The organism is Mycolicibacterium sp. SMGY-1XX, assembly GCF_059132455.1.
This window is the reverse complement of sequence record NZ_CP101139.1, coordinates 1,406,159-1,432,791: the sequence shown is the minus strand read 5'-3', so window position 1 is coordinate 1,432,791 and position 26,633 is coordinate 1,406,159. Positions and strand designations below refer to the sequence as shown.

Annotated in this window: 29 protein-coding genes; 11 read left to right on the top strand and 18 right to left on the bottom strand. The window is 67.9% G+C overall.

All coding sequences use genetic code 11. The features are described from left to right. Positions 1–270: 270 nt before the first annotated feature. From NL241_RS07075 to NL241_RS07060, 4 genes are read left to right on the top strand one after another with little or no spacing between them, the layout of a single operon-like run. Positions 271–1,056 carry a sugar phosphate nucleotidyltransferase gene (locus NL241_RS07075; protein ID WP_487691560.1) on the top strand — a complete coding sequence of 262 codons (786 nt, stop codon included), beginning with the start codon at positions 271–273 and terminating at the stop codon, positions 1,054–1,056. After that, positions 1,053–1,715 (top strand): PIG-L deacetylase family protein, encoded by a 663-nt coding sequence (locus NL241_RS07070; RefSeq protein ID WP_494397136.1) that lies wholly within the window; start codon positions 1,053–1,055, stop codon positions 1,713–1,715. Before NL241_RS07075 ends, NL241_RS07070 begins: the two co-directional genes overlap by 4 nt. Next, positions 1,703–2,758, top strand: a complete 1,056-nt coding sequence (locus NL241_RS07065; RefSeq protein WP_494397135.1) for an NAD-dependent epimerase/dehydratase family protein — start codon at positions 1,703–1,705, stop codon at positions 2,756–2,758. Before NL241_RS07070 ends, NL241_RS07065 begins: the two co-directional genes overlap by 13 nt. Beyond that, entirely contained in the window at positions 2,739–3,968 is a 1,230-nt protein-coding gene (locus NL241_RS07060; protein ID WP_494397134.1) for a methyltransferase domain-containing protein, read from the top strand. Before NL241_RS07065 ends, NL241_RS07060 begins: the two co-directional genes overlap by 20 nt. On the opposite strand, the gene NL241_RS07055 is transcribed toward NL241_RS07060, so the two are convergent. Then, complete coding sequence (locus tag NL241_RS07055) at positions 3,955–4,503, bottom strand: dTDP-4-dehydrorhamnose 3,5-epimerase family protein (protein ID WP_487691564.1); 549 nt, start codon at positions 4,501–4,503, stop codon at positions 3,955–3,957. The genes NL241_RS07060 and NL241_RS07055 overlap by 14 nt on opposite strands. 14 nt (positions 4,504–4,517) lie before the next feature. Here NL241_RS07055 and NL241_RS07050 point away from each other — a divergent pair, with 14 nt between their 5' ends. Beyond that, a complete protein-coding gene (locus NL241_RS07050) occupies positions 4,518–5,573 on the top strand; it encodes a class I SAM-dependent methyltransferase (RefSeq protein WP_494397133.1) in 1,056 nt (351 codons plus the stop codon). On the opposite strand, the gene NL241_RS07045 is transcribed toward NL241_RS07050, so the two are convergent. From NL241_RS07045 to NL241_RS07030, 4 genes are all read right to left on the bottom strand, one after another. After that, complete coding sequence (locus NL241_RS07045) at positions 5,526–6,860, bottom strand: lipopolysaccharide biosynthesis protein (protein ID WP_494397132.1); 1,335 nt, start codon at positions 6,858–6,860, stop codon at positions 5,526–5,528. The two genes, NL241_RS07050 and NL241_RS07045, sit on opposite strands and share 48 nt — an antisense overlap. Next, complete coding sequence (locus NL241_RS07040; RefSeq protein WP_494397131.1) at positions 6,857–7,750, bottom strand: glycosyltransferase; 894 nt, start codon at positions 7,748–7,750, stop codon at positions 6,857–6,859. The genes NL241_RS07045 and NL241_RS07040 overlap by 4 nt, the downstream gene beginning before the upstream one ends. Continuing rightward, positions 7,747–8,625 (bottom strand): glycosyltransferase family 2 protein, encoded by an 879-nt coding sequence (locus NL241_RS07035; protein WP_494397130.1) that lies wholly within the window; start codon positions 8,623–8,625, stop codon positions 7,747–7,749. The genes NL241_RS07040 and NL241_RS07035 overlap by 4 nt, the downstream gene beginning before the upstream one ends. 398 nt (positions 8,626–9,023) lie before the next feature. Continuing rightward, complete coding sequence (locus NL241_RS07030) at positions 9,024–9,719, bottom strand: demethylmenaquinone methyltransferase (protein ID WP_487691569.1); 696 nt, start codon at positions 9,717–9,719, stop codon at positions 9,024–9,026. Positions 9,720–9,811: 92 nt separating this feature from the next. On the opposite strand from NL241_RS07030, the gene NL241_RS07025 reads away from it, so the two are divergent. Further along, complete coding sequence (locus NL241_RS07025; RefSeq protein ID WP_487691571.1) at positions 9,812–10,636, top strand: SDR family oxidoreductase; 825 nt, start codon at positions 9,812–9,814, stop codon at positions 10,634–10,636. Between the two features lie 60 nt (positions 10,637–10,696). On the opposite strand, the gene NL241_RS07020 is transcribed toward NL241_RS07025, so the two are convergent. Further along, a complete protein-coding gene (locus NL241_RS07020; RefSeq protein WP_494397129.1) occupies positions 10,697–11,824 on the bottom strand; it encodes a glycosyltransferase family 4 protein in 1,128 nt (375 codons plus the stop codon). A 103-nt stretch (positions 11,825–11,927) separates the two neighbouring features. On the opposite strand from NL241_RS07020, the gene NL241_RS07015 reads away from it, so the two are divergent. Beyond that, positions 11,928–12,599 carry a DsbA family protein gene (locus NL241_RS07015; protein ID WP_494397128.1) on the top strand — a complete coding sequence of 224 codons (672 nt, stop codon included), beginning with the start codon at positions 11,928–11,930 and terminating at the stop codon, positions 12,597–12,599. On the opposite strand, the gene NL241_RS07010 is transcribed toward NL241_RS07015, so the two are convergent. The 4 genes from NL241_RS07010 to NL241_RS06995 are packed head-to-tail and all read right to left on the bottom strand — an operon-like array spanning position 12,580 to position 16,848. Then, entirely contained in the window at positions 12,580–13,080 is a 501-nt protein-coding gene (locus NL241_RS07010; RefSeq protein ID WP_487691941.1) for a DUF3592 domain-containing protein, read from the bottom strand. The two genes, NL241_RS07015 and NL241_RS07010, sit on opposite strands and share 20 nt — an antisense overlap. A 5-nt stretch (positions 13,081–13,085) precedes the next feature. Continuing rightward, positions 13,086–14,696: a 2-succinyl-5-enolpyruvyl-6-hydroxy-3-cyclohexene-1-carboxylic-acid synthase gene (gene menD / locus NL241_RS07005; protein ID WP_494397127.1), complete on the bottom strand. Its 1,611-nt coding sequence runs from the start codon at positions 14,694–14,696 to the stop codon at positions 13,086–13,088. A 12-nt stretch (positions 14,697–14,708) separates the two neighbouring features. After that, positions 14,709–15,518 carry an alpha/beta fold hydrolase gene (locus tag NL241_RS07000; protein ID WP_487691942.1) on the bottom strand — a complete coding sequence of 270 codons (810 nt, stop codon included), beginning with the start codon at positions 15,516–15,518 and terminating at the stop codon, positions 14,709–14,711. Between the two features lie 49 nt (positions 15,519–15,567). Beyond that, positions 15,568–16,848 carry a glycosyltransferase gene (locus tag NL241_RS06995; RefSeq protein WP_494397126.1) on the bottom strand — a complete coding sequence of 427 codons (1,281 nt, stop codon included), beginning with the start codon at positions 16,846–16,848 and terminating at the stop codon, positions 15,568–15,570. Positions 16,849–16,887: 39 nt separating this feature from the next. On the opposite strand from NL241_RS06995, the gene NL241_RS06990 reads away from it, so the two are divergent. Further along, positions 16,888–17,535, top strand: coding sequence for a TetR/AcrR family transcriptional regulator (locus NL241_RS06990; RefSeq protein WP_487691576.1), 648 nt, complete (start codon positions 16,888–16,890; stop codon positions 17,533–17,535). Here the strand turns inward: NL241_RS06990 and NL241_RS06985 are convergent. The 4 genes from NL241_RS06985 to NL241_RS06970 form a co-directional block, all read right to left on the bottom strand. Continuing rightward, positions 17,484–18,239 carry a DJ-1/PfpI family protein gene (locus tag NL241_RS06985; RefSeq protein WP_494397125.1) on the bottom strand — a complete coding sequence of 252 codons (756 nt, stop codon included), beginning with the start codon at positions 18,237–18,239 and terminating at the stop codon, positions 17,484–17,486. The two genes, NL241_RS06990 and NL241_RS06985, sit on opposite strands and share 52 nt — an antisense overlap. Positions 18,240–18,247: 8 nt before the next feature. Continuing rightward, positions 18,248–19,219 carry a GlxA family transcriptional regulator gene (locus NL241_RS06980; protein ID WP_494397124.1) on the bottom strand — a complete coding sequence of 324 codons (972 nt, stop codon included), beginning with the start codon at positions 19,217–19,219 and terminating at the stop codon, positions 18,248–18,250. Between the two features lie 54 nt (positions 19,220–19,273). Further along, complete coding sequence (locus NL241_RS06975) at positions 19,274–19,702, bottom strand: DUF1707 domain-containing protein (protein ID WP_487691579.1); 429 nt, start codon at positions 19,700–19,702, stop codon at positions 19,274–19,276. Positions 19,703–19,789: 87 nt separating this feature from the next. Then, complete coding sequence (locus NL241_RS06970) at positions 19,790–20,758, bottom strand: o-succinylbenzoate synthase (protein ID WP_487691580.1); 969 nt, start codon at positions 20,756–20,758, stop codon at positions 19,790–19,792. A gap of 63 nt (positions 20,759–20,821) precedes the next feature. On the opposite strand from NL241_RS06970, the gene fadD8 reads away from it, so the two are divergent. Further along, a complete protein-coding gene (fadD8, locus tag NL241_RS06965; RefSeq protein ID WP_494397123.1) occupies positions 20,822–22,432 on the top strand; it encodes a fatty-acid--CoA ligase FadD8 in 1,611 nt (536 codons plus the stop codon). Between the two features lie 26 nt (positions 22,433–22,458). Here the strand turns inward: fadD8 and NL241_RS06960 are convergent, their stop codons facing one another. The 4 genes from NL241_RS06960 to NL241_RS06945 are packed head-to-tail and all read right to left on the bottom strand — an operon-like array spanning position 22,459 to position 25,413. Continuing rightward, on the bottom strand, positions 22,459–23,058 hold the full coding sequence (locus NL241_RS06960; protein WP_494398256.1) for an SAM-dependent methyltransferase: 600 nt from the start codon (positions 23,056–23,058) through the stop codon (positions 22,459–22,461). 2 nt (positions 23,059–23,060) lie between these two features. Then, positions 23,061–23,798, bottom strand: a complete 738-nt coding sequence (locus NL241_RS06955) for a PIG-L deacetylase family protein (RefSeq protein ID WP_494397122.1) — start codon at positions 23,796–23,798, stop codon at positions 23,061–23,063. Further along, positions 23,798–24,715, bottom strand: coding sequence for an acyl-CoA dehydrogenase family protein (locus NL241_RS06950; protein ID WP_494397121.1), 918 nt, complete (start codon positions 24,713–24,715; stop codon positions 23,798–23,800). Before NL241_RS06950 ends, NL241_RS06955 begins: the two co-directional genes overlap by 1 nt. Next, positions 24,712–25,413: a glycosyltransferase family 2 protein gene (locus tag NL241_RS06945; protein ID WP_494397120.1), complete on the bottom strand. Its 702-nt coding sequence runs from the start codon at positions 25,411–25,413 to the stop codon at positions 24,712–24,714. Before NL241_RS06945 ends, NL241_RS06950 begins: the two co-directional genes overlap by 4 nt. A 31-nt stretch (positions 25,414–25,444) precedes the next feature. On the opposite strand from NL241_RS06945, the gene NL241_RS06940 reads away from it, so the two are divergent. Both NL241_RS06940 and NL241_RS06935 read left to right on the top strand, forming a co-directional pair. Further along, positions 25,445–26,164: an HAD family hydrolase gene (locus NL241_RS06940; protein ID WP_494397119.1), complete on the top strand. Its 720-nt coding sequence runs from the start codon at positions 25,445–25,447 to the stop codon at positions 26,162–26,164. Positions 26,165–26,173: 9 nt separating this feature from the next. After that, positions 26,174–26,629 (top strand): nitroreductase family deazaflavin-dependent oxidoreductase, encoded by a 456-nt coding sequence (locus NL241_RS06935; RefSeq protein WP_494397118.1) that lies wholly within the window; start codon positions 26,174–26,176, stop codon positions 26,627–26,629. Positions 26,630–26,633: the final 4 nt, after the last annotated feature.

Below are 26,633 nucleotides of genomic sequence, written 5' to 3'. Positions count from 1 at the left end.
CTCGCCCACTGCGCGGAACGTAGATAAAGCGCAGTACACTTGCTGCTCGCGGTAAGACGTGTTAGTTGCTACACATGAATTGAAACGCACGCTGAAGGGTGCTAGTTTCGAGACATCTCCTCGGGTATCGCTCAGATCACATCCCCGATGGTTAAGCGGTACGGATTTGCGGGTAATGAGGTCGGCGAGATGTCGATGACAGTGCACCAGTGGTAACGGTCCGATCGTGTCAGCGCGTGACCGTGACCGGTGTTCAACAGGGAGCGAAGTATGAAGGTTGTCTTGTTCTGCGGTGGCTACGGGATGCGGATGCGCACCGCGCAGGACGACGTCATACCCAAGCCACTCCAGATGGTGGGCCCACGCCCGCTGGTCTGGCACGTGATGCAGTACTACGCCCACCACGGCCACAAGGACTTCATCCTGTGCCTGGGCTACGGCGCAGAGAAGATCAAGGAGTACTTCCTGCGCTACAACGAGACCCCCTCGAACGACTTCGTGCTGGCCGACGGCAAGGTGCAGATGCTGTCGTCGGATATCGCCGACTGGACCATCACCTTCGCCGAAACCGGTATCGAATCCCCCATCGGCGAGCGGCTCCGCCGGGTCCGTAAGTACCTCGGCGATGACGACTACTTCCTGGCCAATTACGCCGACGTCCTGACCGATGCCCCGCTCGACACGATGGTCGAGAACACCGTCAACAACGGGGCTCTCGCCTCGATGCTGGTGGTTCCGCCGGCCTCGTCGTTCCATTGTGTCGACCTCTCCCCCACCGGTGAGGTCAAAGAGGTCCAGCCGCTGGCCGAGATGTCCGTCGGGATCAACGGCGGCTATTTTGTGCTGCACCGTGACGTCATCGACCTGATTCCGGAGAACGGCGATCTGGTGGGTGACGCCTGCTTCTCCTTGGCCGGCACCGGAAAGTTGATCGGCTACCGCCACGAAGGGTTCTGGAAGCCGGCGGACACCTTCAAAGAGCGCGCCGAACTCGACACCGACTACAACAAGGGCGTGCGGCCGTGGGCGCTCTGGGAGAACAAGGCCGCCGCGTGACGACGCTGTCACCGCAGAGCATTTCGAGTGTCGCGGTGGTCGGGGCGCACTGCGACGACATCGCGATCGGCGCCGGAGCCACCCTGCTGCAGCTGACCCGGCGCAATCCCGGCCTCGTGGTCCACGCTCTGGTGCTCACCGGAGCCGGGACCGAACGGGAGATCGAGGAGAAGAACGCGTTTGCGGCGATGTGCGGCGACGCCCAGGTGCACCTGACGGTAGCCGGCTTTCCGGACGGCAGGCTGCCCCTGCACTGGAGTGAGGTGAAAAGCCGGGTGGCCGAGTTCCGGCGCACCTGCGAACCCGATCTGGTGATCGGCCCGCAGCGACACGATGCCCACCAGGATCACCGGCTGCTCGCCGAGGTGATGCCCACCGAGTTCCGCGGGCACCTGTACTGGGGCTACGAGATTCTCAAGTGGGAGTCGGATCTGCCCACCCCCAACGTGTTCCACCCGGTCACCGCGGAGATCGCCGCGCAGAAGGAACGGCTGCTGCACACCAGCTATCCCTCCCAGACCGGCAAGCCGTGGTTCGACGCCGAGGCCTTCCTCGGCCTGATGAGAATCCGCGGCGTCCAGTGCCAACACCGCTACGCCGAAGGCTTTGTCGCGGACAAGATCACTATCGAATTGGAAGAACACTCATGCGTGTCTTGATCACCGGATCCGACGGTTACCTTGGTGCGCTGGTGGCGCCGTACCTGCATTCCCACGGTATCGAGGTGGTGGGGCTGGACACCGGCTACTACAAGTCGGGTTGGCTGTGCTCGGAACGTCTGGCCGGCACCGGGCCCTACACACCGGCGACACTGGTCCGCGATATCCGTGACGTCACCGTCGACGATCTCCGCGGTTTCGACGCCGTGGTGCACATGGCGGAGCTCAGCAACGACCCGCTGGGCGACCTGATCGGCGAGGTCACCTACGACATCAACCACGGGGGCAGCGTCCATCTGGCGCAGTGCGCCAAACAGGCTGGGGTGACGCGGTTCGTCTACATGTCCTCGTGCAGCGTGTACGGCGCGGCGGACGGTATCGTCGACGAGACCAGCCCGCTGAATCCGCTGACGGCGTACGCGAAGTGCAAGGCCATGGTGGAACGGGACCTGACCGCGATGGCAGACGACGGTTTCTCGCCGACGTTCCTGCGCAACGCCACCGCTTTCGGCGCCTCGCCGCGGATGCGGTTCGACATCGTGCTGAACAACCTTGCCGGACTGGCGTGGGTGAACAGCACCATCGCCATGACCAGCGACGGCACCCCATGGCGTCCGCTGGTGCACGGCCTGGACATCGCCCAGGCGATCAGGTGCGCGCTGACCGCCGACCGCGAAACCGTGCACACTCTGGTGGTCAACGTCGGCAGCGACGAGAACAACCGCACCGTGCGCGATATCGCGACAGCGGTGGGTGACGAATTCCCGGGCTGCACGGTCACTTTCGGCCCACCCAGCGCGGACCAGCGCAGCTACCGGGTGGACTTCTCCCGGATCCGGAACGTGTTCCCCGAGTTCACCGCGCAATGGGACGTGGCCCGCGGAGCTGCACAGCTGCACCGCGTGTACGGCGCCATCGAACTGACCGAGGCGATGTTCTACGGCCGCGGCCACACCCGGCTCAAGCAGATCGAATACCTGCTTGCCACCGGACAACTCGACAGCCGACTGTTCTGGAGTGAGCATGCGCTGCAGACTGTGTGACTCCGACCGGTTGCGCAGCATTCTCGATCTGGGCGCCACACCGCCCTGCGAGAAGTTCCTCTCCGAAGCCGAACTCGATCTACCGGAATCGACATACCCGCTGCATCTGCGGCTGTGTGAGGATTGCCTGCTGCTGCAGATCCCGGCACTCATCACTCCGGAGGACACCTTCACCGAGTACGCCTACTTCTCGTCGTTCTCGGACAGCTGGGTGGCGCATGCCAAGACATTTGTCGCCGAGACCACCCGACGGCTGGGGCTGGGACCCGACTCGCTGGTGGTCGAGGTGGCCAGCAATGACGGATACCTGCTCCAACATGTGGTTTCGGCCGGAATCCCCTGCCTCGGTATCGAGCCGTCGGTGAATGTCGGCCTCGCAGCGCGAGAACGCGGAGTGCCCACCACCACCGCCTTTCTGGACGAGGCCCTGGCGGCCGACGTGCGGGCTGAACACGGCCCTGCCGACCTGGTGGTGGCCAACAACGTGTATGCCCACATCCCGGATCTCCTCGGCTTCACCCGGGCGTTGCGGGCACTGCTGGATGACCAGGGCTGGCTCAGCATCGAAGTGCACCACGCGCTGGATCTGGTGCGGTACGGCCAGTTCGACACCATCTATCACGAACATTTCCAGTACTACACCGTGTTGTCGGCCATGCGGGCGTTGGCCAGTGCTGATCTGGCGGTGGTCGATGTCGAGCTGTTGACCACCCATGGCGGATCGATCCGGCTGTGGGCGCGTCCGCTCGCGGCTGCCGGAGAGCCCAGCCAGCGGGTGCGTGACGTGCTCGCCACCGAAGCCGCCCACGGGCTGCACGAGGTCGACGGATACCGTCAGCTGAAGGGCCGCACCGAGGCGATTCGGCACGAACTGCTCCGCTTCCTGCTGGACTGCCGCGCCGAAGGCAAACGCGTGGTCGGCTATGGCGCGCCGGGCAAGGGCAACACGCTGCTCAACTACGCCGGCATCCGCTCGGATCTGATCGAGTACATCGTCGACCGAAACCCCTACAAACACGGCAGATTCACCCCCGGTACGCGGATTCCGATCCACGATCCCGCCCTGCTGGCCATCGACCGGCCCGACGTGGTGCTGGCCTTGCCGTGGAACCTGGAAACCGAGTTGACCGCGCAGCTGAGCTATATCGCCGAGTGGGGCGGGCAACTGTACTTCCCGCTGCCGGAGATGCATCGGGCTACAGCTTGGTGAGCAGCTCAGCCCAGCTTCCCGCCGCCGCATCGCGTGCCGAGATCTGTGTCACCGGTTGCGGCCACGCGATGGCGAGTTCGGTGTCATGAGGGTTGACCGAGAGGTCCTCGGCCGGGTCGTGCGGCCGGTCGATCCGGTAGCACACGTCGGCCTCGGGAGTCAGTGCCTGAAATCCGTGCAAGAACCCGGGCGGGATGTACAGATGGCGAAAAGTGTTGTCGTCGAGCAGGAACGTCTGCTGCTGACCGAACGTCGGCGAATCTCTGCGGATATCGACCAGCACGTCGGACACCGCTCCCCGGGCGCACCGCACCAGCTTGGCCTCACCCCGGCCGGAACGGCCGTGCATCCCGCGCAGCGTTCCCTGCACCGAGCGGGACTGGGAGTCCTGGACGAAGGTCGCCGACACCGCCGCACCGAGGTAGCTGTCGAAGATGTCCGCATCGAAGGTCCGCGAGAAGAAGCCACGGTGATCATGATGAGGTTCGTTGTTGAGTACCAACACATCCGCCAGCCGCGCCTGCTCGATCCGCACCGGGTGATTGTGGCATGAAATCGTGTCGCGGATGCGCCGGACCGGATCTGCATCCGGTGCTGGATCTGGGTCTGGTGCCGGCGGCCGACCATTTCCCGCCGGCGGAAACACCGCTGTCCGACCGGGAATCGACACACCCGCTGAGCATGGTCCTGTGTTCGGGGTGCGGGCTGGCGCAATTGGCCGACGACGACACCGACACCGAGGAACCGCGCGGTATCGAGCCGTTGGCGCTGCGATTACAAGCCGCCGACGCGGTGCACCGAGTGGCCGAGGCCGGCTGGTTGCGCGGTACCACCGTCCGGGAGTTCGGCAGCCCCCACGGCGGAAGTTGGCTTCCGCTGCTACCCGACTTCGCCAGCGCCGAGACCGCCCTCATCGTGCTGGACTGCTTCGGGATCATGCACGACGCCGACCAGCGGGAGGCGTTCCGTATCCGCAGCGCCGCGACGGCCCCGGGCGGGGTGCTGCTGCTGCAGTTCCACTCACTGTTGACGATCGTGGAGCAGGGTCAGTGGAATGCCCTGCGGCACGGCCACTTCGGCTACTACTCACTGACCGCGCTGCGCAGACTGCTGAGTGCGGTGGGGATGAGTGTGGCGGCGTCATGGGAATTCGACCTCTACGGAGGCACCGTCTTGGCCGCCGCAGTGCACGGTCACGCCGAGCCCGACCCGACCACCTCGGCGATCCTGGAGCGCGAACAACGCTTCGGAATCACCGAACCGTCGGTGGTCGCACAACTGGGGCGCGGTGCCCGTGCTCAGTCAGCAGCGTTGCGAAACTGGCTGGAATCAACGCAGAACCGGGTCTACGCCTACGGGGCGTCCTCCCGTGCGGTGGCGCTGTTCTGCCTGGCCGGCCTGGACCGGCGGCTCCTGGCGGGCGTCGCCGACGCGTCCACCGCCAAGCAGGGTCGCCGAATGCCGGGCACCGACATCCCGATCATCGCTCCGGAGACCCTCGAAGCCGCGGCACCCGACGAGATACTGCTCACCGTCCCCGACATCCTCGGCGAAGTGTCACAACACTTCCCCGGGCTGAACGGGCGGTGGCGCACCAGCTGGTGAATCCGCGTCGGGCGGATTGGCCCGCGCCAGCCAACCCGGATCCCGTTTGTTGCGCCGGAAGTAGCGCAGCACCGGCACGATCAGCAGCGCGGCGGTCACCGATTCCACCGCCAGGTAGGCCCAACCCACACCGATGACCCCAAACATGTCGGTGGTCACGAAAGACCCGCCGATGATCAGCGTCGCCGCCGTGACCCGGATACCGAAGATCAGCCCCAGGCGGCGCTCCACCCGGGCGAAACCCTCGTAGATGGCCGACACCGCTGACAGCGGGATGAACAGTGCGGCAAGGTACAACAGCGACTCGCCGTGCTGCCGGTACTCCCCACCCACCAGGCCCAACGCGAACGGGCCCGCGGTCACCAGCCCCAGACTGCCGACGAGCGCGGCGATCGAGGTCATCTGCACCATCCGCTTCGAGAGGCTCGCCACCTTGTCGGGGTGTGCTGCGACCTCGGCCACGAACGGGCTGATGATCAGGTGCATGGTCATGTACAGCACGCTGACGATGGCCCACGCAATGGTGAAATGCGCGTTGGCCACTGCGCCGAACTGGCTGAGCACGATCAGCGGCACCACCAGAGGTGCGACCACCGAGGCCGCGGTGAGACCGAACGACGGCCCGAAGTACTGCGCGATCTCCCGGCGGGGCGGCAGGGTGGGGGCGGCCAGGAATCGCGGGTCGGTGCGGTAGCGGTGCTGCATCGCCGCCAGGATGACGATCACCGCGAGCGCGCCCGTCACACCCCAGGACAACACGATGGCCAGCGCACTGCCGGTCCACGCGAAAGCGACGAGGGCCACCAGCTTGACCACGGCGTGGAAGGTGTTCTTGGCCGCCGCCCAGCGGGCGACGCCCAGGCCGGTGGTGGCCTTGTCCTGCAACGTGAACAACGCATGCTCCACCACCAGCAGTGGGTACAGCAGCACCATCCAGCTGGACACGAAAAGCTCGTCGGGCCCCAGGAACACGGCTCCGATGCCGGCGACCAACGCCGCACACGCGACCACCAGGAAACCGCGCAGCAGCAGCCCGCCGGTGCGGGTGCCGGCCAGAGGCAGGAACCGCTCGAACAGCGCGTCGATACTCAACAACGACAGCGCCGCCAGCATGATCGCCGAGTTCAGCACCGCCGACCCGACGCCCACCGCTTCTGGCGGGTACAACCGCGCGGCGGCACCCCAGAACGCCAGGCCCAGCACGCCGGTCAGCAGGTTGGAGAAGATCAGGGAGTAGGTGTTCAGGCGCAGATTACGCTGCGCGGGAGCCTCTTCCGCCAGCGTCATCGATGCCGTCGCGCGTCACGGCGTTTACTGATCGCGAAGAGGACGATTCGCCGTAACTGCTTGTCGTAGGTGTTGACCCGGCAGATCATCCGGTCGGTACCCGTGATGCCCCAGCGTTGCTGCGCGGCGAGGACACTGACAAACGCCTTGTGCTGCGCCAGCTGTGAGCGAACCGCCATGGTGGCCGAGACGGTCTGGCTGCCGAACCGGAACGACGCGAGAGTGCGTGGGATGCCGTAGAACTCGCCGTGATGCAGCAGGCGGACCCACAGCTCGACATCGGCGAGGAACAGCAGTTCGTCACGGAAACCGCCGGCACGGAGGAAATCGGCGCGCCGGAACATCACCGCCGCGGGGGCTCCGATGGGGTTGGTTCCGCTGCGGACGATGCGCCGGACCACACGGTCGGCGGGGTGGCGTCCGATGACTCCCCGCAGGCCACGGCCGGGCCGCAGCAGCACGCCTTCGTCGTCGACGAAATCGGTCTGCACGCCGACAAGGGCGACGTCGGGGTTGCTGTCCAGGACAGCGGTCTGCGCGGCGACGCATTCGGGGTGCAGGATGTCGTCGGCGCACACGAGTTTGACGTAGTCGCCCCGGCACTCGGCCACCGCACGGTTGAAGTTGTCCACCAGCGGAACCGTGGAATCGTTGCGGACCACGCGAATCCGGTTGTCGTCGAAGCTGTTCAGCACCGCTGCGGTGCCGTCGGTGCAGTTGTTGTCGAGCACCACCACTTCGAAGTCGTCGTGCCGTTGTGCCAGCAGACTCTCGATGGTGCGGCGGATGTGCCGTTCGGCCTGGTAGGCGGGCACACACAGCGACACCTTGGGACGGTCGGCGTCGCCGGCGGCGGCGGGCCGGCTGTCCACCTGCACCAGGCCGGTCACTGCGCTCGCTCCCGGGGCAGATTTTCGACAGTGGGTGCGGTGACCGCGCGGCGGCCGAGGCGGCGGCGGAGGAAGGTGCCGAACGGGATGACGTTGGTGTCGGCGCTGGTGCGCGGGGCTTTCACCCTGCTGTGCGAATGGAATTCGCTGCAGATGGTGCGCAGCACCCGCAGGCCGTCGCGCACCGCATTGAGATTGCTCTCCCCGTGAATCCGGTTAGCCTCGTGGCTGTGCACCTCGGCGATGGTCAGACCGCGTGCGACGGCACGGACGTTGACCATCGTCTCGATCTCGAATCCGTCACCCCACTGCGGTTCGCGAGTGGTGCTGTCCGGCAGGTCGATGACGTCGAGGCAGTACCGCCAGAAAGCGTTGTAGCCGTAGCACAGATCGCTGTAGGTGGCCGAGAACAGGATGTTCACCAGTGCGTTGAGTCCCCAGTTGCCGGCGCGGCGGATCCTGGTGATGTCGACGCTGCCGCCGCCGGCGATGAAGCGGGAGCCCTTGGCGAAATCGGCGCCGGCCAGCAGCGCGCCGACGAAACGAGGGATCTCCGCCGGATCGGTGCTGCCGTCGGCATCGATGGCGACGATGATGTCGCCGGAGGCGGCGGCGAACCCGCAGGCGAGTGCATTGCCCTTGCCTTTCCGGGTCTGCTGGATGTGCACGGCGTCCGGCCACAGCTGGCGGGCGACGGCCACGGTGTCGTCGACGGAGCCACCGTCGACGACCACGATCTCATCGATCCCGGCGGGCATGCGTTGGGCAACATGCGGCAGGTTTCGCGCTTCATTGAGCGCCGGGATGATCACCGACACCGAGGGCAGCGGGTCATCACCCGGCAGGGCGTCGCGGATACTGATCGCAGGGGTCATCAACACGTCTTCCGTTACAGAGTCGGGCGGTCTGGCTGCGGGCGTTTCTGTGGATCAGATGCGCATGACTTTTTCGGCCGTCCCCCGAACGCCCTGCGTTGGCTGATCGTTACGGTAGCTAATTCGTAACACGGCTCCTTGTACCCAAGCGAGCCAGAATGTATGCAAATGATGAAGGTCACATATTGACATGCCGGTCGATTGCTGGAATTGCAAATGACGGTCACGAAGATAACATCGCAGCTGTTGGTCGCCGATAACGAGGCCCAAGTGGCAGAAACTGTCTCGTTTGCCACTTTTGCACGCATCGGTCAAGGGCAAAGCCAGCCCGCCCGGGCCGGGCCCACGGCAGGACGCGCCACATTACGAAAGAGCACATTTCCAGCAGTGATGCTGGCTCAGACCCCGATGGGTTTGGTGGCGGCGTGCAGAGCGACAATGCCTGCAGTCAGATTGCGCCACCGGACCTGCGACCAGCCAGCCTCCGAGATCAGCCGCGCCAATGCCGCCTGATCGGGCCAGGCGCGGATGGACTCGGCCAGATACTCATAGGACTCCGGATCGCTGGACACCACGCGTGCCATCGCCGGCAGCGCCCGCATCAGGTACTCCTTGTAGACGGTCGCGAACACCGGAACCGTCGGCGTGGAGAACTCGCACACCACCAGGCGGCCACCCGGCTTGGTCACCCGCGCCATCTCGCGCAGCCCACCCACCGTGTCGACCACATTGCGCAAACCGAAGCTGATGGTCACCGCGTCGAAAACCCCGTCATCGAACGGTAATTTCGTGGCGTCGCCGGCCACCTTCGGGACGGGCCGGGCGGCGCCGGCGGCCAGCATGCCGACCGAGAAATCGCACGCCACACACCACGCGCCGGACTTCGCGAGTTCCACCGTGGACACGGCCGTACCGGCCGCGAGGTCGAGCACGCTGTCCCCCGACCCGATCCGCAACGCCGACCGGGTGGCGCGCCGCCAGAAGCGATCCTGGCCCATCGAGAGCACGGTGTTGGTGAGGTCGTAACGACGGGCCACGGCGTCGAACATCGAGGCGACCTCGTGGGGGTCCTTGTCCAGCGTCGCGCGGCTCACCTACTTAACGCTACCTGTGAACTTTTGCCTTCCGGGAATGGGCGTCATCCGCCAGTGTTGGTAGCCGAAGACAGCAACCACGAAGGGGCAACATGGCAGAGAAGGTCTGGTTCATCACGGGCACCTCCCGCGGCTTCGGCCGGGAGTGGACGATCGCGGCGCTGGAGCGCGGCGACAAGGTTGCCGCGACGGCCCGCGATACCGCGACCCTGGACGACCTGGTGGCCAAGTACGGCGACGCCCTGTTGCCGATCACACTCGATGTCACCGACCGCGACGCCGACTTCGCCGCCGTGGCGCAGGCTCACGAGCACTTCGGCCGACTCGACATCGTGGTCAACAACGCCGGCTACGGACAGTTCGGGTTCATCGAGGAACTCTCCGAGCAGGAAGCGCGCGACCAGATCGAGACGAATGTGTTTGGCGCCCTGTGGATCACCCAGGCCGCTTTGCCGTACCTGCGGGCACAGCGCAGTGGGCACATCATCCAGGTGTCCTCCATCGGCGGGATCACCGCCTTCCAGAACGTCGGTATCTACCACGCCTCGAAGTGGGCACTCGAGGGTTTCTCACAGGCACTGGCGCAGGAAGTCGAGTCGTTCGGTGTGCACGTCACGCTGATCGAGCCGGGCGGTTTCGACACCGACTGGGCCGGGCCGTCGTCCAAGCGCGCGACACCGCTGCAGGACTACGCCGAAGCCCACGAGGCGGCCAACGCCGCCCGCGCCAAGCGCGTGGCCAAGTCCGGCGATCCGGTGGCGTCGGCACAGGCGCTGCTGAAGGTGGTGGACGCCGAGAAGCCGCCGCTGCGGGTGTTCTTCGGCGAGCTGCCGCTCTCGTTGGCCAAAGCCGACTACGAGAACCGGCTCAAGACCTGGGAGGAATGGCAGCCGGTCGCGGTGCTCGCCCAGGGTTAGTCGGGATTTGGGCGCGCTGGTAACCGCTCAGCGGTTGCGAGCGCGCCCAAATCGCACGGTTTAGGCGGCGCGGGCGCGGCGGGCGCCCAGGACGGCCTCGTAGTGACCGAGCAGCTCATCGCAGATCGCCGGCCAGGTGCGGCTCAACACGCTGCGCCGGGCCGCACCGGTGTAGCGGCCACGCTCGGCCAGCAGGTGATCCACCGCCGCGGGCAGGCGTGATTCGAACTCCGGCACATCGAGCAGCAGACCGGTGCGCAACGGCGACACCAGATCCCGTGGCCCGCCGGCGTTCGGCGCGATCACCGGTACACCCGAGGCCATGGCCTCCTGCACGGTCTGACAGAACGTCTCGTGCTCACCGGGATGGACGAACACATCCATCGACGCGTACGCGGTGGCCAGCTGCTCACCGTACAATGCGCCGGTGAAAACCGCTGATGGCAAAGCATTTTCGAGCTTCTGACGGTCGATGCCGTCGCCGACGATCACCAGCTGCAGATCCTCTCGCTGAGCCAGTGCGGCCAGGCGCTCGACGTGCTTTTCCGGCGCCAGCCGGCCGACGAAGCCCACCACCGGTTTCCCGGACGGCGACCACACCCGGCGTAACTCATCGGAGCGGGCCGACGGCGCGAAACCGGTGACGTCGACACCGCGACCCCACTTGTGTACCCGCGGGATGCGATGAGCGGCAAGGTCTTCCATGGCCGCAGTGGACGGCGCCAGGGTGCGGTCGGCGCGGCTGTGCAGATGCCGCGTCCACGCCCACGACGCCCGTGACAGCGCCGGGACACCGTAGCTGGTCGCGAACCCGGCGACATCGGTCTGGAACACCGCCACCGTCGGCACCCCCAGGTACCGGGCCGCGTGCAGACCGCCGTACCCCAGCAGGGCCGGCGACGCCAGGTGCACGATATCGGGGTCGAAACCCCGCAGCACCCCGACCATTCGGGGCCTCGGCACACCCAACGGCAGTGAGGTCACCTTGGGGAACATCTTCGACGGCACCCGGTGGACCCGGATCCCGTCATACAGTTTGTCGGCCGCCGGCTCGCCACGCGGAGTGTCAGGGGCGATCACCAGAGCCTCATGACCGGTGCGGCGCAGATGCTCCAGCACCCGCAGCACCGAGTTGGTGACTCCGTTGACATTCGGCAGGAAACTCTCCGCGACGATCGCAACGCGCACGCCAGAACCATGACAGGACAGGCTTTCGGCAAGGTTGCCGCCAGGAAGACGTCACGCGAAGAGTCGGCGAGACGGTAGGTTTTGTGCCGAAAGCGAGGTTTTGATGCGACACACGAGGACGGTCGTCGCGCTGACGGCGGCGTTGGCGCTCACGCTGACGGGCTGCGCGAAGGAGATCGCCGGCGTGGCCGTGCCCGACCCGCGTCAGCCCGGGGTGGCACTGACCCCGGACGGCTTCGGCATCGTGACCGGTTTCGCCGACGCCCCCGTGCAGGTGGAGATCTTCACCGAACCGCAGTGCTCGCACTGCGCCGATCTGCAGGCCATGCACGGCGAAGACCTCAAGGCCGCCATCGAGAACGGCCAGCTGACCGTCACCTACCGCCCGTTGACCTTCCTCGACGACGAGTACATGACCGACTACTCCGCCGCCGCCAGCAACACCATGTTCCTGGCCGTCGACCAGGCCACCGACGCCGGGACCTTCCAGACCTACGTCGAAGACCTGTGGGCCAACCAGGATCTGTCGTTCTTCGATTTCACCGATCAGGATTTCGCCGATATCGCCACCGACAGCGGGCTGGCCGACGAGATCGTCGCGCGCATCGCCGACGGCGAGTCCGCCGTGGACCCTGTGCAGCTGCTGGAGGTCAATTTCGCCGCGCTGGAGGATGTTTCGCCCGACAGCCTGGGCACCCCCCTGGTGTACGACCTGAACAACGACGAGGTGGTCGACATCACCGAGGACGACTGGCTCACGACGCTGCTGCGCTGAGTTCGAACCGTTTCTCCAATGCCGCCAGCCCGAACAGCGCCGCGGCCGCCACCAGCCAGCCGACGACGGCCACCGACAGGGCCGGGATGATGGCCAGCAGTGCGTTGCGGTCCTGGACGCGCACCAGGTCCGGGTTGGACCGGTCGTATTCGACGTAGATCCGCATACCGTTCTCCAGCTCCGACGGGTACAGCACGCCCAGCTCCGGCCGGTAGGTCACCCGGTCGGGGGTGACGAACTCGATGGTCGAGCGGCGCGGGCCGGCGTCGAGCACTTCGGCCGCGGCCACCCCCATGTTGCTCTCGATGGCCAGGTCGTTGCGGTAGGCCCCGGCCACCAACAGCACCGACTGCAGCGTCACCAGCGACACGATGACGAGCACCGCCACCCGCGCCCAGCGGATGAAGCGGCCCGGCCTGGTGTGCGACACCTCGCCGCCCGGGCCATGCAGCAGGATGTCCCAGACCCCCTTGAGCCTCAGGAGCACTACAGCGCCGCCTTGATCGCCGCGTGCAGCGCCCGCAGCGACGAACGGTCGGCCTTCACCTCGAGCACCCGCATCCCGGTGAACGGTTCGTCGAGGGCGGCAGGCAGGTCGGCGAGTTCGAGCGGGGTGTGGTCGACGTGGTAGGCCCGGCACAGGGCGCCGACGTCCACGTCGTGCGGGGTGCCGAACACCCGGGACGACACGTCCTGGAAACGGGGGTCGCCCTGCTCGAGCAGTTCGAAGATGCCGCCGCCGTTGTCGTTGGACACCACGATGGTCAGCTGCTGCGGCGACGGTTCGGTGGGCCCGATCAGCAGGCCCGAACTGTCGTGGACGAAGGTCAGGTCGCCGATCAACGCGATGGTCCGGCCCGGATGCGCCAAGGCGGCGCCGACGGTCGTCGACACCGTGCCGTCGATCCCGGCCACACCGCGGTTGGACCGCACCTTCACCCCGTGCGGCAGCAGCCCCACCAGGGCCGCGTCGCGCACCGGGTTGGACGCACCCAGGATCAGCTGGTCGCCGTCGCGCACGGTATCGGCGATGGCCGCCGCGACGTGCAGGCCGGTGGTCAGCGGGTGCGCCTGCAACTGGGTGCGCACCGCGTCGAGCGCGTGGGCGTGGACGTCGGCGCAGCGCTTGAGCCACGCCGGGTTGGGCGCGCCGCTGGTGATGGCCCGGGTGCCGGTGGCCTGGGAGTTGCCGGACACATCCGGCCAGCGCGGCCCGGTGGTCAGCGCGAACACCGGCACCGACGGGTCGGCCAGCAGCGACGACACCGGACGGTGCAGGGTCGGCCGGCCGGCCATGATGACCTGTTTGGGATGCAGCAGCGGCAACGCCAGCGGGTGCAGCGGGTTGGCCGCAGCCGGTGCGGTGGGCTCGGCGACCGTCGGCAGCTCGGCCAGCGCGGGATGTGCCCCGGCGCCGTGACCCGAGATCACCACGGTGTCCGGGGTGATGTCGATGTCCAGCGGCTGATCGAAGCTCACCGGCGGGGTGTAGGTCCACGGCCGGCCGTTGGGCCTGCCCGCAGGTATCGGGCCGTTATCGGTGTCGGGGACCAGCGGCTCGCGCAGTGGGATGTCGAACTGGACGGGGCCGGCGTTGCCGCTGCGCGCGCCGGTGGCCGCGACCAGGACCCGGCACGTCGCCGACCGCCACTGCGCAGCCTGCTTTTCCACGGCGTCTTCGGCCAGACCCAGGCTGATGGTGGCGCGCACCTGCGTACCGAAGTAGCCCAGCTGCTCCATGGTCTGGCTGGCGCCGGTGCCCAGCAGCTCATAGGGACGGTTGGCGCTCAACACGATGAGCGGGACACGGGCGTAGTTGGCCTCGACCACCGCCGGGCCCAGGTTGGCCACCGCGGTGCCCGAGGTCATGGCGATCGGCACCGGCGCTGCTCCGGCGACCGCCAGACCGATGGCCAAGAAGCCCGCGGTGCGTTCGTCGATGCGCACGTGCAGGCGGATGCGGCCCGCGCGGTCGGCGTCGGCCAGGGCGAATGCCAGCGGGGCGTTACGCGAGCCGGGACACAGCACAACGTCCCGGACGCCGCCGCGGACCAGTTCGTCGACGACGATGCGTGCCTGTGCCGTCGAAGGGTTCATTACTACAGCCTGTCACAAGACGTTCAAGGAGCGCCTCGGCGTGTTTCCGGCCCCGAAGAACTCCAGGATCGCGGTGTTGACGGCCTCGGGCTGTTCGATGAACCCGAGGTGGCCCGCCTCCCGGATCTTGCGGAATTTCGCATTCGGGATGGCGTCGGCCACCTCGGCGCCCAGGTGCGGCGGCGTCACCACGTCGTCGGCGAACCCGATGACCAGTACCCGGTTGGCGATGCTGCGGTACACCGGCAGGCGGTTCTCGTACGGCGCCACCTGCAGTTGCGCCAGCAGGCCCGGGGTGTTGCGCTCCGGCCACATGGTGAACATCTCGATCCAGTCGGCCGCCACCCGGTCGTTGTTCAGGGTGACCGGCGAAAAGCTCTCCAGCATACGGATTTTCGCGCTGTAGTCCGGCGGCAGCTCGACACCGGCTTCCATCCGCTTCTTCTCGGCCTCGATGAAGAATCCGCGGGTGTGGTCGTGACGGCCGCGGGTGGCCATCAGGACGGCCTCGCTCACCAGCTCGGAACGCGCGACCATGAGTTCCTGGGCGATGAAGCTGCCCATCGAGACCCCGACGATACGAACCGGCCCGCCCACCAGCTCTTCGATCAGGGTGGCGGTGTCGTTGACCATCGTCGCGGTGGTGAAGCCGTTGGCGTTCTCGGTGGCGCCGACGCCGCGGTTGTCGAACGTGAGGACCCGGTAGCCCGCCCGCTGGAAGGCCGGCACCTGGTGTAGATGCCACGTGCGTCCGGCTCCCCCGCGTCCGGCGATGAACAGCACCGGGTCACCGGAGCCGCGGTCGTCATAGGCCAGGTTGATCACCCGGCCCAAGTTACTACGTGCGATTACGACCGCTCAGCGCGCCTTTTCACGCCCGGGTGCGCGCCGCGATCACGTTGTCGACCACCGCGGCCAGGCCGTCGAATCCGGGCGCCGCGGCGATGTCCGCCGCGACGCGACGGCTCGCCTGCCGGTAACGCGGCTGACTGAGCACCGCCATGATGTCCCGCTTCAGCGCGCGCGGGCTCGGTCGTTCACTTCTGATCCGCCGTCCGACGCCGGACCAGGCCACCCGGGCCCCGACCTCGGGCTTGTCCTCTTTGCCGCCGGTGGCCACGATCGGCACACCGTGGCGCAGCGCGTACTGCACCCCGCCGTATCCGCCGTTCGTGACGTAAACGGCTGTGCGGGGCAGCAATTCGTCATAGGGCAGATATGTCGCCGCGCGGGCGTTGGCGGGCAGCGGGGGCAGCGTGTCGAGCGGGCGGTTGCCGGTTGAGACCACCACCAGCACGTCCTCGTCGGCCATGGCGAGCAGCGTCGGCGCGATGGCCTGGTCGTAGTCGACGTTGGCGACCGTGCCCTGGGTGACGTGCACGACGGGCCGTGTCCCGTCCAGATCGGACCACCACTGCGGCAACGGAGCGTGTGACACCCCTGACAAGGGGCCGACGAAGTGAAGCTCCGGCGGTGCGTCGCTCACCGGATACTCGAACGACGGCACGCCGAACTGGACGACCGCGTCTGCTCGGCGCGGCCAGTTCATCAGGGTGCCCGGCATGTCGACGCCGTGCACCTGCCGGTGCAGGTCATTGATCGTCCGATAGGACTGTCGCAGCACGTGGCGACTCACCGCGAGCAGCGCGGCGTTGCGCGGGCGGTTGAGCACTCGGGCCGGCCGAAGTCCCATGCCGAACGGCGGGATGTCGTGGCTTTCGACGCACAGTGGGATGACGCCGCACATGACGACGGCCGGGCGTTCGGGACGGCGGTGCGCGAGCAGGAACGCGGCGCCGAGAAACACCGGGTCGGCGAGAACGACGTCCACAGGTCGTGCTGCCATGGCCGTGACGATCGCGTGGTACTGCGCCTTCGCGGGCCGGGCGAACACGTGCTCGACGTCGAACGCGATGGCCTTCGTGCCCGTCAGCTTCGCCCGCTCGGGGAAGCTGTCGAACAGGGACTCGTCGTAATCGGCTTCGGCGGGCAATGGCAGGTGGGTCGCTCCCGTCGCGGCGATCTTGTCCGCGAAGCGTGCCCCGGTGAGGAATCGGACGTCGTCGCCGCGCCTGACGAAGTTCTCGGCGGCGGCCAGCAGCGGCGTCACATGACCGTGTGCAGGAATGCAGGCGATGAGGATGGATGGCATGGCAGTCCCCCTGACTACTGCACTGTAGTATTCAATACTGTGCCACCCAAGTCAATACCGAAACCCCGCAAATACCAGTCCGAGCTGCGCCAACAGCAGGCCGAGGCGACCCGCAACCGCGTTGTGGACGCCGCCGCGCAGCTGTTCGCGTCCGAGGGTTACGCGGGCACGACGCTGGGTCGAATCGCGGCGGCGGCGGGGGTCTCCGCCGAAACCGTGCAAGGCCACGGCCCCAAGGCGGCCCTGCTGATCGCCGCGATCGAGCAGGCCGCGGTGGGCGTCTCCGGCGAGGAGAACATCCTCAACGTCGAGGTGGGACGCCGGCTGGTGGCCGCGCGAGATCCCGACGAAGCCATCAGCCTGCTCGTCGCGGCCCAGAGCGAGGTGCACACCAGAATCGCGCCCCTGGCCGAAGCACTGATCAGCGCCGCCAACGGCGACCCCGAGCTCGACCGGTACCGTCGCGATTTGATAGCCGGCGTGACGCTGCAGTGGCGACGCGTGTTCGACGCCTACCGCGAACGGCGCTGGATCCGCACGGACGTCCCGGTGGACGAACTGGCCGAGGGCTCAGCGGCATTGGGCAGCGTGGAGACCTATCTGCGACTGATGGCGTGCGGCTGGGACCTCCAGACCTATGAGCGGTGGTGCCGACGGATGCTGGCCGAGACGGTGTTCGCGCGCTGAGCCCGAAGTCGCCCGATGGCCTCGTCCCACAGCAGCAGCGTGCTGGCCTTGAGGGCTTTCGGTTTGACGAGATCGCGGCCGAGCAGGGCCGTTGCGGTGGCCTTGGTGGCGGCGGACGCCTTCGAGAAGTGACCGGAATCAAAGGGCGGCTGCGGGTCGTATTCGATGACCAGCTGCACGGTCTTGGCGTGCGCCTCATCGGTCAGGCGCGCGGCCAGCCACAGGCCCAGGTCGATCCCCGCCGACACGCCCGCAGCCGTCAGGACTTTGCCTTCGTGGACGATCCGCTGGTCACCGACCGGTGTCACACCGAACGCCCTGAGCACCGGCAGCGCCGCCCAGTGCGACGTGGCCCGCTTGCCGTCGAGCACCCCGGCGGCGGCCAGGATCAGCGACCCACTGCACACCGACGTCGTCCACAAGGTCTGCTGGTGCACCTGCCGCACCCACGCCAGCAGCTTCTCGTCGCGCGCGTGCTCGACGGTGGTCATGCCGCCGGGGATCAGCAGCACGTCGGGGGCCGGCGTCTCATCGAAGGTGTGCGTGGCGCCCACCATCAACACACCGGAATCGGCTGCGATGGGCCCGGTTTCGTGCCAGACGAACCGCACCTCGGTGTCGGGCAGATTGCGCAGCACCTCGTAGGGGCCGATGAAATCCAGGGCGGTGAAGCCGGGATAGACGACGATGGCGAGCTGAGTCATGGTTTCTCCTAGGCGAACATGCGGCGGTACTGGTCGGGCGGAACGCCCAGGCGCCGAATGAAGTTGCGGCGCATGGTTTCTGCAGTGCCGAATCCGCAGCGGGCGGCGATGGCGACGACGGTGTCGTCGGTCTGTTCGAGCTGGCGGCGGGCCGCCTCGGTGCGGATACGTTCGACATAGGCCCCCGGCGCCTCCCCCACCTCGTCGGTGAAGACGCGGGTGAAGTGTCGCGGACTCATCGCCGCGCGACGGGCGAGGTCGGAAATGCTGTGCGCGGCACCGGGTTCGGCTTCGATGCTGTCCTGGACCTCGCGGATCGGCGCGCGTTTGGCCCGCGGCATCCACACCGGCGCCGCGAACTGGGTCTGTCCGCCCGAGCGCCGCAGCGGCAGCACCAGCCAACGCGCGACGGCCTGGGCCAGTTCGGTGCCGTGGTCGTCCTCCACCAGGGCCAGTGCCAGGTCGATGCCCGAGGTGACGCCCGCGGCCGTCCACACCTTCTCCGAGCTCCGGACGAAGATGGGTTCGGGGTCGACGTGCACCAGCGGGTACCGGGTGGCGAGCCGGTCGGCATATCCCCAGTGGGTGGTGGCCCGGCAGCCGTCGAGCAGCCCCGCGCCGGCAGCAAGAAAGGCACCGGTGCAGACGCTGACCACACGGCGGGCCTGCGGTGCGACGGCCCGGATCCAGTCCAGCAACCGCGGGTCCGCGTCATCGGAACCACCGCCGCCGGGCAGCACCACCGAGTCCACCGGCTCACGCGGATCAGGCAAGGGAGCCGCGACAAAGGTCAGCCCGGTACCCGTCGACACCGCAGCCCCGTCCAGCGACACGATTCTCACGTCGTAGCCGCGCCGGTATCCCTCGTCGCCGTGTTCGGCGGCCAGCAGCAGGGTTGCCGCAGTGAAGACGTCGAAGGGCCCAACCAGGTCCAGCGACTGGATGCCCGGGTATCCGAGAATCACCACCGCCCGCCGCATGGTGTCGATCGTGACGCACAGACCTCATGGCGTCTACGCCATGGAGCCCACAGATCAGGACATGACGCGCTTGAGGCCGAGCCGCACGGGAATCGCGTGGGACGCCAGCCCGACGCCCGCCCCCAGGATCGGCCATACCGGCCAGAAGTAGGTCGCGCCGGCGAACAACGCCGTGGCCGCCCACACCGTCAGCACGATGACGACCATCAACAGGTAGGCCGCAAGGTGGATACGCACACTCAGCCGCGCCGCCCGGGCCGCGGCGGCCTGCCGTTGCGGGTCGTGTCTACGGATGACCGCCGGGAGATCAGCGACCAACGGACCGAGCTCGGCGACGGTGCTCGCCGCGAAGGTGCGATCCATCCGGCCTTCGTACTCGGGGAAATCCAGGTAGCCCTGCGTCAGCGCCAGACCGAGCTGTGCTGCGGTGCGCTCGCGGTCGGTGTCACCGATCCGCCGGTCCGCGATCGTGGTGGAGGTCATCAGCGCGCTCCCATCTTGTCAGTGTCTAGTTGCAAATCTAGACAGTGACAAGTTCGCGCGTCAAGGGTGCCTCCTCCGGACGCGGACTCACCTCCGGGCGAGAACGGCGTGACACTCGCCGATGCGGGTGCGCCACCAGTCGCGCCGGTCGGCGGGCGCCTGCAGCGCATCGAGGCGGGCCGGGTCGGGCGTCACGGGGGCGACGGGCAGGAATCCGTCGACGGGAACTCGCGCCTCGGCCACGTCTTCGACGAACAGGCCGCCGGTGCCCAGCCCGCACGCATGGTGCAGTGCCGGCAGCGCGGCGGCCGCGGTCAGACCGACACCGATACCGACCGCAGAATCCAGGGCGCTGGACACCACCACCGGGATGTCGATCTGGCCGGCGATCGTCAGGAAGGCCGAAACCCCGCCCAATGGAGCCACTTTCAGCACCGCGATGTCGGCGGCACCCTCACGGACCACCAGCAGCGGGTCCTCGGCCTTGCGGATGCTCTCGTCGGCGGCCACCGGAACCCGCACGCGGCGGCGCACTTCGGCGAGCTCGGGCACCGTCGCGCAGGGCTGCTCCAGATACTCCAGCGGTCCGTCGGCGGTCAGCGCGGCCGCGGCCGTCACCGCCTCGTCCACCGCCCAGCCACCGTTGGCGTCCACCCGCACTGTCGGGATCAGCGCCCGCACCGCATTGACCCGCGCCACGTCGTCGGCCAGCGTCTGCCCCGGTTCGGCGACTTTCACCTTGGCCGTGCCCGCCCCCGGGAACCGCGCCAGCACCTCGGGGACCTGCGCGGCCGGCACGGCGGGCACCGTGGCGTTGATGGCGATCCGATCGCGATGAGTCGGCGGCGCGCTGTGGTAGGCCGAGTCGATGGCCGATGCCAGCCAGTGCGCGGCCTCGGGCGGCTGGTATTCGAGAAAGGCGCCGAACTCGCCCCAGCCGGCAGGGCCGTCGAACAGCGCGATCTCGCGACTGGTGATGCCACGGAACCGCACCCGCATCGGCAGCGTGACCACGTGCACCCGGTCCAGCAGGTCGTTCAGCGCAGGCAACGGCATGAATCGAATGCTATTGGCCCCGACTGCTGACTAGAACTGCAACACGTTCTAGTCTTGGGTCTCATGAGTGACGAACTGCTGCGCCACCCCGTCCACTCCGGCCACCTGCTCGCGGGGGCGCTCAAGCGCCACCGGAGCAAGCCGCTACTGCATCTGGGCGACACCACACTCACCGGCGGGCAGCTCGCCGACCGCATCAGCCAGTACATTCAGGCATTCGAAGCGGTGGGCTCGGGAAGCGGAACAGCCACCGGCCTGCTGTCGCTGAACCGGCCTGAAGTCCTGATGATCGTGGGCGCCGGGCAGACCCAGGGCTACCGCCGCACCGCACTACACCCTCTCGGCTCGCTCGACGACCACGCTTATGTGCTCTCCGATGCCGGGGTGACGTCGCTGATCATCGATCCGCAGCCGATGTTCGTCGAACGGGCGCTGGGCCTGCTGGGCAAGGTGGACTCGCTCAAGCAGATCCTGACCATCGGCCCGGTGCCGCCGGAGCTGGCCTCCTCGGGTGCCACCGTCCTCGACCTCAACGCCGAGGCCGCGAAGTTCTCACCCCGTCCCCTGGTCGCCGCTGATCTGCCGCCAGATCACATCGGCGGGCTGACCTACACCGGCGGCACCACCGGCAAACCCAAAGGCGTGATCATGACGGTGCAGGCCACCACCACGATGACGACCATTCAGCTGGCCGAGTGGGAGTGGCCGGAGACCCCGCGATTCCTGATGATCACCCCGCTGTCGCATGCCGGTGCGGCGTACTTCCTGCCGACCGCGATCAAGGGCGGCGAGATGTTCGTGCTGCCCAAATTCGATCCCGCCGAGGTGCTGCGTGTGATCGAGGAGCAGAAAATCACGGCGACGTTCCTGGTGCCGTCGATGTTGTACGCGCTGATGGATCACCCGGATTCGCGGACGCGGGATCTGTCGTCGCTGGAGACGGTGTATTACGGCGCGTCCGCCATCAATCCGGTTCGGCTGGCCGAGGCCATCAAACGTTTCGGGAAGATCTTCGCGCAGAACTACGGGCAGTCCGAGGCGCCGATGGCCATTTCGTATCTGGCCAAAGCCGATCACGACGAGAAGCGGCTGTCCTCCTGCGGGCGTCCGACGTTGTTCGCGCGCTGCGCGTTGTTGGACGCCGACGGCAATCCGGTGCCGCAGGGCGAGCCGGGTGAGATCTGTGTGTCCGGGCCGTTGTTGGCCGGCGGGTACTGGCAGCTGCCCGAGCAGACCGCGGAGACGTTCAAAGACGGCTGGCTGCGCACCGGCGACATGGCTCGCGAAGACGAGGACGGTTTCTGGTTCATCGTCGACCGGGTGAAGGACATGATCGTCACCGGCGGGTTCAACGTGTTCCCCCGCGAAGTCGAGGACGTGATCGCCGAGCACCCGTCGGTGGCGCAGGTGTGTGTGGTCGGCACTCCGGATGACAAGTGGGGCGAGGCCGTCACCGCGGTGGTGGTGCTGCGTCCGCACGCGCCGTCCGATGAGGCTTCCGTGGCGACGATGACGTCCGAAATCCAGGCTGCGGTGAAGGAACGCAAGGGGTCGGTGCAGTCACCCAAGCAGGTCGTGCTCGCCGAGTCGCTGCCGCTGACAGGGTTGGGCAAGCCGGACAAGAAGGCCGTGCGGGCGCAGTTCTGGGAGGGTGCGACGCGCTCGGTGGGCTAGGGTCTCGCCCGAGAACCAGGGTGATGTCACCGCGCGCCGGGGACCTGCTCCCGGGCGGCCACCGACAGCCCGTCGCCGGTGTCGAACACGTCGATGACGACGTCGTCGTCCCGGTAGCGGCCCAGGCGTGTCAATCCCGTTGCCGCCCACAAAATCTCGTGCACCTCGTCACCGGCGAGAGGGTAGTCGGCCACGGGATGGCGCCAGTGCGCGGCCAGCACCGTCGCACCCTGCCCCAGCCGCGGGATCTCGCGCGCCACCACGTCCGTGAGCAGGTCGGCATCCAAGTAGTAGCCCACCTCACTGAGCACCACCAGATCGAACGGCCCGGCGGGCCACGGCTCGTCGAGCGCCCCGCGCGCGAAGGTGGCACCCGCAGCCACCCGCGTGGCCGCGGTCTGCAACGCGGCATCGGCGACGTCGACCGCGGTGACGTGATCGCAGCGCTGCGTGAGCAATTCCGTGAGAACACCGATGGAGCAGCCCGGTTCGAACGCATGCCGATAGCGGCGCTGCGGCAGCATCGCCATGGTGATGGCGTACTTGCGCTGCTCGTACCACCGCGAGGCCAGCTCCCAGGGATCGTCGGCGGCGGCGTACATGCGGTCGAAGTACTCTCCGGAGATCTTCACCGGAACACCACCTCCCCCACCGCCAGCAGCCGGCGCACCACGAACGGCGCCAACACCGGCGACGCACCGCCCGAGGCGTCGACCTGACTCCGAAAACACTGCACCGCCCGATGTTTCCGCTCGACAGCGTGCCGGTCCAACGGCACCGACCCGGCCCGGTCCCACGGCACCACAGCATCCCCCGGGTCAGCCCAGTGCCACATCCACACCGGGTACTCGACCAGCGTCGCCCCCGCGCGGGCGGCGGCCACCGCAGCGGCCCGGCCCGCCGCCTCGTGATCGGGATGGCCGTCACCGCGCCACGTCACCGCGCACCACACCCCGGGGTTCAGCAGGTCGGCGAGCCGCTCGACGAGGCGCTCTTCGTGCTCGGCGATCCGGCCGTCGGGCAGACCGAGGCGGATCACCCGTTGCACCCCGAGAACAGCGGCAGCACAATCGAGTTCGGCTCGTCGGGTGGCTTCCAGGCGCATCCGGTCGACCTGGTTGGTCTCGGGGTGGGCGGCGCCGCCGTCACTGATCGACACCACCGTGACGTCGACACCGCGAGCCACCAAGGCGGCGATCATCCCGCCGGCACCGAGGGTCTCGTCATCGGGATGCGGCGCCACCACCACCAACGCCGGGCACTCGCGCAGGTCCACCGGCGGCGGGGGTTCACCGGCCAGCCAGTCCTCGATCGAGGTGCCCGGCTCCGTCAGCGGCCGGGCGGCGAAGCGGGGGCCGTTGCTCATCACCGAACCGCCAGCCGACCCAGTGCGGCGAGGTCCCGCTCGGCGTGGCTCTGGCGGACGTAGACGGTGAGATCGGCGACGCGCTGGGCGTGCCGGGCATCCATCCCCAACGGGCCGGGCCCCAGCGCGCGGCCGGTGCGGGTCAGTGTTTCCTCGACGGCGTGTTCGACGACGGCGCGGGCGCGACGGGCGAGCAGCTCGCCGTGGGCCACCGGGTCCACCGCGTCGATGTGCTCGGCGGTGGTCTGCAGCACGGCCGCGGCGGCGGTGAGCGCGGCGTCGACGGCGCCCAGGTGTGCCAGTGCGTGCTCGTCGGCGGCCTTCTCGTAGAGCGGGGCGGCGACGGCCCGGGCTCCGCCGAGCCAGCAGGCCGCCACCCCGATGGCGCCGTACCAGAACCCCGGCCGGCTCAGGTACGCACCGGGGGCACCGACGGCAACAGCCGGGGCCTCGGTGAATTGCACTGAGCGGGTGTCACTTCCGGCCATGCCGGCGTTGGCCCAGGCACTCGGCAGCGGTCGCGCGAACGGATCGGTGAGGCTCACCGCGTAGAGGGCGCGCTCACCGTCGGGCCTGCGCGCGGTCACCAGGGCGTGGCTGCAGAAGCCAGCTCCCGAGCACCATGGTTTGACACCGCTGAGCGTGACCTCGTCACCGTCGGCCGAGGCCGTCACCACCTGATCGGAGGCTTCGGCGGCCCAGACGCCCCACAGCTGATCGGGCAGCGGTGGTTTGGCACCGAGCTCGTCGAGGATCGCCACGGCGTCGGTGTGCGCCTCGGCGATCCGGGCGGCGACGAGGTCGGTTTCAGCCAGCTCCGCGAGGCGGCGCCACCGCTGTGCGGTGGCGCCCGAGGCGGGCAGCGGCAGATCCAGCAGACCATCGGCGAGCCAGCGCCGCACGGTTTCGACACTCAAGTGGAATCACCTGCGAGAGAACGCAAATGGGCGGCGAACCCGCCGGGTGCGCGACCCTGACTACGCGCCGACGTCGCCACCGACAACGCCGGGTCACGGCGGATCCGGTGGCCGCCGGCCTCGAAGCGCTGCACCAGATCCACGTCCTCGCCGGTGGCCAGGGGCTTAAAGCCGCCGACCTGCCAGTAGGCGTCGGCGCGGAATCCCATGTTGGCACCGTGGATGTGCTGGTGCTCCCTGTCGGTGCCGCGGTGATAACCGCGCAGATACCGGCGCAGCACCTGCGCGGGCAGGCGCCGCCAGTCGGTGATCCGCACCACGCCCAGCACCATGTCGGCTCCCCCGTCCGAACAGGCGTCGAACTGCCGGATCAGCCAGTCCGGGTCCACCCGGGAGTCGGCGTCGGTGGTGGCGTACCAGGTGTGCTCGTCGCGGCCGCGCAGCGAGGCGGCGAAGGTGAACCCGGCCGCGCGAGCCGCCCCGACATTGCCGGCCTCGACGGTCACGAAGTGCACATCGGGACCATAGGCGCCGGCGAGTTGCTCGCTGTCGTCGTCGCAGTTGTCCAGGACCACGACGACCGACACCGGCACCGGAGCGCAGGCGGCGCTGGTGAGCACGGCGCGCAAGCAGCGTGGCAGGTGGGCCTCTTCGTTGTGCGCGGGGATCACGACAGCCGCTGCGGATACAGTACTCACGCGGGGGATATATCCATTCTGCGGCGAATTCATGCCGGCGGGCACAGTGGCGAGTGGCACCATGGCAGGCGTGCACAACGCCGCGCTGTTCGACTTCTCCGGCACACTGTTCCGCCTGGAGGAGGATGCGAGCTGGTTCGAAGGCATATCGGTCAACGACGCAGAGGTGGACGGACACGTGCAGGCCGAGCTGATGCGCCGGCTCACCGCCCCCACCGGACGCTCGGTCGACATGGGCCCCGACGAGTACCACGCCTGGGTGAACCGCGACCTCGCCCCGCACCTGCACCGTGAGGCCTATCTGCATGTGCTGCGCGAGTCCGGGGTCGCCGACCATCACGCGGAGTCGCTGTATCAGCGGGTGATCGACCCGTCTTCGTGGACGCCGTATCCCGACACCGCCGAGGTGCTCGCGTCGCTGAAAGGGCTGGGGGTGCGGACCGCGGTGGTATCCAATATCGCGTTCGACATCCGTCCCGCGTTCGCGGCGATCGGGGCCGACAAGCACGTCGACGAATTCGTGTTGTCCTTCGAAGTGGGTGCCGTCAAACCGAGCCCGGAGATCTTCACCACCGCGCTGGAACGTCTCGGCGTCGCAGCAACCGAGGCCGTCATGGTCGGCGACAGCGACGAAGCCGACGGCGGCGCCCGCGCGGTGGGCTGCGGTTTCCTGCTGGTGGACCCGCTGCCCACCGCTGAGCGGCCCGACGGGCTGCTGCAGTCACTGCGGCAGTACGGATTCGCGGTCTAACCTCGAGGAATGGCCGACGAGCAGATCCGCCCGCCGTGGTGGCTCAAACCACTGAACAAAGTTCTCATGGGCGTCCAGAAGACACGCCTTCCGGTGTTCGGCAAAGAAGGACTTCCGGTGCTCACGGTGGTGGGGCGCAGATCGGGCAAGCCGCGCTCCACCCCGATCTCGCCGATGACCGTCGACGGGAAACGGTATGTGGTGGGCGGATTCCCCGGCGCGGATTGGGTGCGCAACGCCCAGGCCAACCCGAATGCGGTACTGAGGCAGGGCCGTCGCAGCGAGCAGGTGCGGATGGTGGAGATGACGGCTGAGCAAGCCCGGCCGCTGCTGCGGGTGTTCCCCGAGAAAGTGCCCACCGGACTGAGTTTCATGAAGAACGCGGGCCTGGTGTCGGAGGGCACACCGGAGGAGTTCGAGGCATTGGCCGGCCGCTGCGCGGTTTTCCGGTTCGATAGCGTGTGAACCC